Genomic DNA, 4,348 nt, shown 5'->3' on the forward strand with positions numbered 1-4,348 from the left:
CAGGGGTCAGGGGTCAGTAATCAGAGGTCAGTAGTCAGTATACAGTAATCAGAGATCAGTGGATAGTAGTCAGAACTGATAACTAACTACTAACGTCTGCCAACTGTCTTCTGCCGACTGTCTTCTGTCTTCTGCCGACTGATAGGAAAGTGCAAAGATACAACATTTTGGGGGTGAAATCAAGGAAAGTTTTGAGTTTTTAGTGCTGAATTTTGAGTTGTTTGTGGGAGTAATCCTTTTTTTCTTAATTATGCGAATCAATAGTAGAAAAACAATTGTGTAGTCCAATTTATTAAGACGCAATAAATTGCGTCTCTACGGAAGCCTATGCTTATCAGTAATTGTCTTAGCCAGCGCATGTGTAGAGACGCAATTTATTGCGTCTTATGCAGTTAATGAATAACATTTTAATAATTGCTAGATATTCTTGAATTAGTGTTAGCGTAAAACACAAAATTATTTTGTGAGATAGGAGAAAAACATTATCTTTGCTACATCCTTTGTAAATCATCTCTTACAAGCGTTAGCTCCAAGCTCTAAAAAAGACACAAGCTACAAGATAAGTGCCAGCGGGGAATCAAAAAAGATTAGAAATGAAAATTAAAAAGATGATATATTTGTTTTTGCTATCGGTTATTATTTGCTTAGCAATCGGTCTTCTATGGCTGTTTCGCAATCCGTCTTACGAGAGGATAGATAAAACATTCATACAAGCATCAGACGCTGGGATTAAGAAAGAAATTCCTGCCCTTAATTTATCTTTTTTAGTAGATCGGGTAGCATATTCTGAACCTTTTTATTTTCCTAAAGGAGTGGAAACCGCTGATTTTTCAGAACACCTAGAGGCTATAAATTTAGAAATTCCCAATTGGAATAAAGAAGGGTTATACGAGGTAAAGGCTTCTACCAAAGCAGGTATATTAGATCCTGCATTTTTAGTATATAAATGGAATTCAGGCACTTCCAACACCCTTATTTTTCATCATGGAGCATCGGAATATCCTTTTTACGGGATTTTCTCTAAGATTTTCAAAAAAGAGATATTAAGTGATTTAGGTATAAATCTGATTGTAGTCAGGACTCCTTTTCACAAGCAAAAAGGGGCTTTGAAACAAGGGACGGCGACCTTGTCAACTTTTATGGCGACGATGGCAACCAGTGTGAGATTGACTGAAGAGCTCATTCACACTCTACGACAAAGAGGAGTACAGACTATCGAAATTGGGGGATTCAGTTTGGGAGCTGTGATAACAAACAGACATCGGACGATGTATAATTCGGCTGATTTTTATGTGCCGATAGTAGGGACGGTAGCACACGAAAAGTTTTTTATTTTCCCAAAGAAAAATGCTACTGAAAGCGAAATGGAACGAAACAAAATTATCACACATCACTTAAATTTCTCAGCCCAATGGCAAGAAAATAAATCTCCAAATGTGTTTCCTATCATGGCTCGCTATGATTTGTTTTTGCCACTTCATGAGCATGCTTCTGCTTATGGGAATATAGAAGTCGAAATATGGAACACAGGACATTTGTCCACCGCCCTTTTCTCTGATGCAATGCGGCATGTTTTGTTAAAGCGATTAAAGAAGTAAAGCTTTGTGGTAGGCAGTTTCTCAGAAATGGGTAAAAAGAATAAAACAAAATAGGCTGGGTAACTTAGTAACTCCAATATTCTTTGTAAGGGGCTCCAAGCGCTAAAGGGAAAGGCAGAAAGAGACTGTTCGAGAAGACTTTTTAGTGGGCAAATTGCCATTTGCCTCTACAACAGTATCCAAAAGAGACTAAAATAAATGTTGTCAAATGATTTACTATATAGCACTTATTGTGGTGGTTTTAGCAATATTCTTAGCTAAAGGTATTACCATAAAAAATAAGTTTTTGATACTTGTTTTATGTGGGCTGGCTTTCTTTGTGTATGTAATAGCAACTTTTGACAGCGCATATTCAGAGGATAAAATGAGAGCGCGTAGCCTCTTCAGTAGAGATGTTATAGGGGAAAATAAGACAATTGTCAATGAAAAGGGATCTATAATGTTCTATTATGATAGTATTACTTTAGATAGTCGTAAAATAGCTTTGATTAAGGACAATAAAGGTAATAATAGCATATATTATGCAGACTCTCTGTATCTTTTTCCTTATCACTTTATAGTTGATAAAGATACAATTGATGTAAGTGATATGAAGATAGGTAGCGTAGTAGGTAAAAATGGATTAGAAATATCTGTTTATCAAGGGAATAGCGGTCATTATCAGTATGATTTCATTTTGAAAGAAAGGCTCTATCTTGCCAAAATATTTATACTGGACAAGGAAGAGAAATTAGATAGTATATTGATTGATCGTTTTTTACCAATAAGTGATAGAGAACAACGCAAAATAGATTCTTTTATCAATGGTGATATTTAGCGTCTAAAGATAATTGAAACTTTCATACGAACTAAAGAGGAAGGCACGAGCAGCTAGATGAGCGCCAGCAGGGGAAGAATGATAGGCAAAACTTGAGTAAATTATGAGAACCCAGTTTATTATGTTTTTATTTTGTGTGCTTTTCTTTTTCTATAAAGGAAGCGCACAGGAGCGTTTGAGTTATGAGTTTTATAATAAGACCGAACGCCTTGGAATCGGCTTGTTGAAAATAGAAAAGCAGCTTATAACTGTCAAAAATCAAGGATTTAGTGAGCATATAGACGAGGATATGTATAACCCTAAGCATATAGTTCCCCTATTTTTTAAGCCTGATTATGATATTTTTTATATGGTCTGTCTTGAGAGGCAGAAGGCATATTATAAGGTGCTTTCGGCAACGGGTGATATCTATTTTGTACCCAAGGCAGAAGCCAAATTCGTGTCTTGGTCAGAATTTTTAAGGAATACTACGGGAATAACCAACCTAAATTGGGAGCAGAATCCGCTGCAAGAGGCACCTTCTGAGAAATCTAAGGTGATTAGGATCAAGGATAAGGAGGCTACCTATCGAGTAATAAATGTAAAAGGAGATTGGATAGAGATACAAAACGAGCATAATGCGCATGAAAAAGGATGGATTCAGTGGCGCAAAGCAGATAGTTTGTTGATAGAGGTTTATTTGCTAATCTGATGTTAGTGTCTCACAAATCTTCTTTTAGACTACACAGGATAAGACCTAATATACAACCTATCAGTATGATATAGGGGCTTGCTAAGAACACAAACATAGAAGGGAATACCCATATACCACTGGGGATTTCCCAGTAAAGCAAGTGGAAAAAGCCAAAGCCTAGAATGACACTTATTATAAAAATAGCATAGAAGAGAATAACCCCTATAAAGAAACGTAAAAAGCGAACAATCTTTTCAAAAAGGATATATTCTCCCGCCAAATAGCCTAATGCTAAAGAGATAATAGCAGCAGTGAAGATAGGAATCCATAAGATTTTTGTATTTCCTCCATCCTTAGCTAAGGGAGAAAGAATCCAATAGATAAGAATGAAGATCAATAGAATCTCTATGGTAATAATGGTTAATATGTAAATAGTGGAACGCTTCATAGGATTGAAAAATGAAAAACGAATAGTTAGCTGATATGTGATTCCCAGTTAGGATATAGACTACTCTAGGGATCTAGGACTTTTTTATTTTGCTAAGATAGATGCCTAATACACATCCGATGAGCAAGATAAAGAAACTTGTGAAAAAGAAAAAATCATAGAATAATTGCCAATAATCATCAGATAGGTTGCCGTATATCAGCCCCATAATATAGAATCCTAAGAGGCTGCTTATAACAAAAATAGTATAGAACACCCCAATGCCTAACCAAAACCGAGCCCAAGGCGGTAGCTTCTCCCAAGGAAGGTATTCCCCTGCGAGGTAACCTAAGAAAAAAGAAATCAAAGAGGCGGGTAGGATGTTGGTCATTATCGGAATGCTGCCATGCCCTCCTTTCAAAAAGGCAAAAAGCAAAATGGTAAGACCTGCAAAAATTAGGACAACCTCTAAGTGTAAGGCAATGAATAGGTAAATGGTAGGACGCTTCATAAGAGTGAAAAGGTAAAAAGTAAAAGAGAATGACTACTGACCACTGACAAGTGTTCAAAAATTTTTTGCAAAGGTATATCAAAAATACGAGTTTTTAGTACGAATATAAAAAAAATCTCGTATCTTTGCCCTCAAAAAAAGTTATGTTAGCAAATCATATTTTCTTGGGAGTGATAGGTGCTCCACAAGTGATCATTATTATAGCCGTTGCCTTGTTGTTTTTCGGGGGTAAGAAGATTCCCGAACTTATGCGCGGGCTAGGCGGCGGTATCCGTGAGTTCAAGGATGCCATGAAGGATGGTGAAGCAGAGAAAAAGGAAGA

6 protein-coding genes are annotated in these 4,348 nt (G+C 36.5%); 4 read left to right on the top strand and 2 right to left on the bottom strand.

Annotation, left to right across the window (positions count from 1 at the left end; genetic code table 11):
• Positions 1 to 593: 593 nt before the first annotated feature.
• From Q0625_RS09290 to Q0625_RS09300, 3 genes are all read left to right on the top strand, one after another.
• Complete coding sequence (locus Q0625_RS09290) at positions 594 to 1,598, top strand: hypothetical protein (protein ID WP_298826239.1); 1,005 nt, start codon at positions 594 to 596, stop codon at positions 1,596 to 1,598.
• 208 nt (positions 1,599 to 1,806) lie between these two features.
• The gene (locus Q0625_RS09295) at positions 1,807 to 2,415 is read left to right on the top strand and encodes a hypothetical protein (protein WP_298826242.1); all 609 of its coding nucleotides are present in this window, start codon (positions 1,807 to 1,809) and stop codon (positions 2,413 to 2,415) included.
• Positions 2,416 to 2,518: 103 nt separating this feature from the next.
• Positions 2,519 to 3,106, top strand: coding sequence for a hypothetical protein (locus Q0625_RS09300; protein ID WP_298826245.1), 588 nt, complete (start codon positions 2,519 to 2,521; stop codon positions 3,104 to 3,106).
• A gap of 10 nt (positions 3,107 to 3,116) precedes the next feature.
• Here Q0625_RS09300 and Q0625_RS09305 read toward each other — a convergent pair whose 3' ends face one another.
• Complete coding sequence (locus tag Q0625_RS09305; protein WP_298826248.1) at positions 3,117 to 3,536, bottom strand: hypothetical protein; 420 nt, start codon at positions 3,534 to 3,536, stop codon at positions 3,117 to 3,119.
• A gap of 73 nt (positions 3,537 to 3,609) precedes the next feature.
• On the bottom strand, positions 3,610 to 4,026 hold the full coding sequence (locus Q0625_RS09310; protein ID WP_298826250.1) for a hypothetical protein: 417 nt from the start codon (positions 4,024 to 4,026) through the stop codon (positions 3,610 to 3,612).
• A gap of 143 nt (positions 4,027 to 4,169) precedes the next feature.
• Between Q0625_RS09310 and Q0625_RS09315 the strand changes: the two genes are divergently transcribed.
• Positions 4,170 to 4,348: twin-arginine translocase TatA/TatE family subunit (locus Q0625_RS09315; protein WP_298826252.1), on the top strand; the 179-nt coding region annotated here is incomplete at its 3' end.

It is taken from the genome of uncultured Capnocytophaga sp. (genome assembly GCF_938029845.1).
In the GTDB taxonomy this organism is placed as follows: Bacteria; Bacteroidota; Bacteroidia; order Flavobacteriales; family Flavobacteriaceae; genus Capnocytophaga.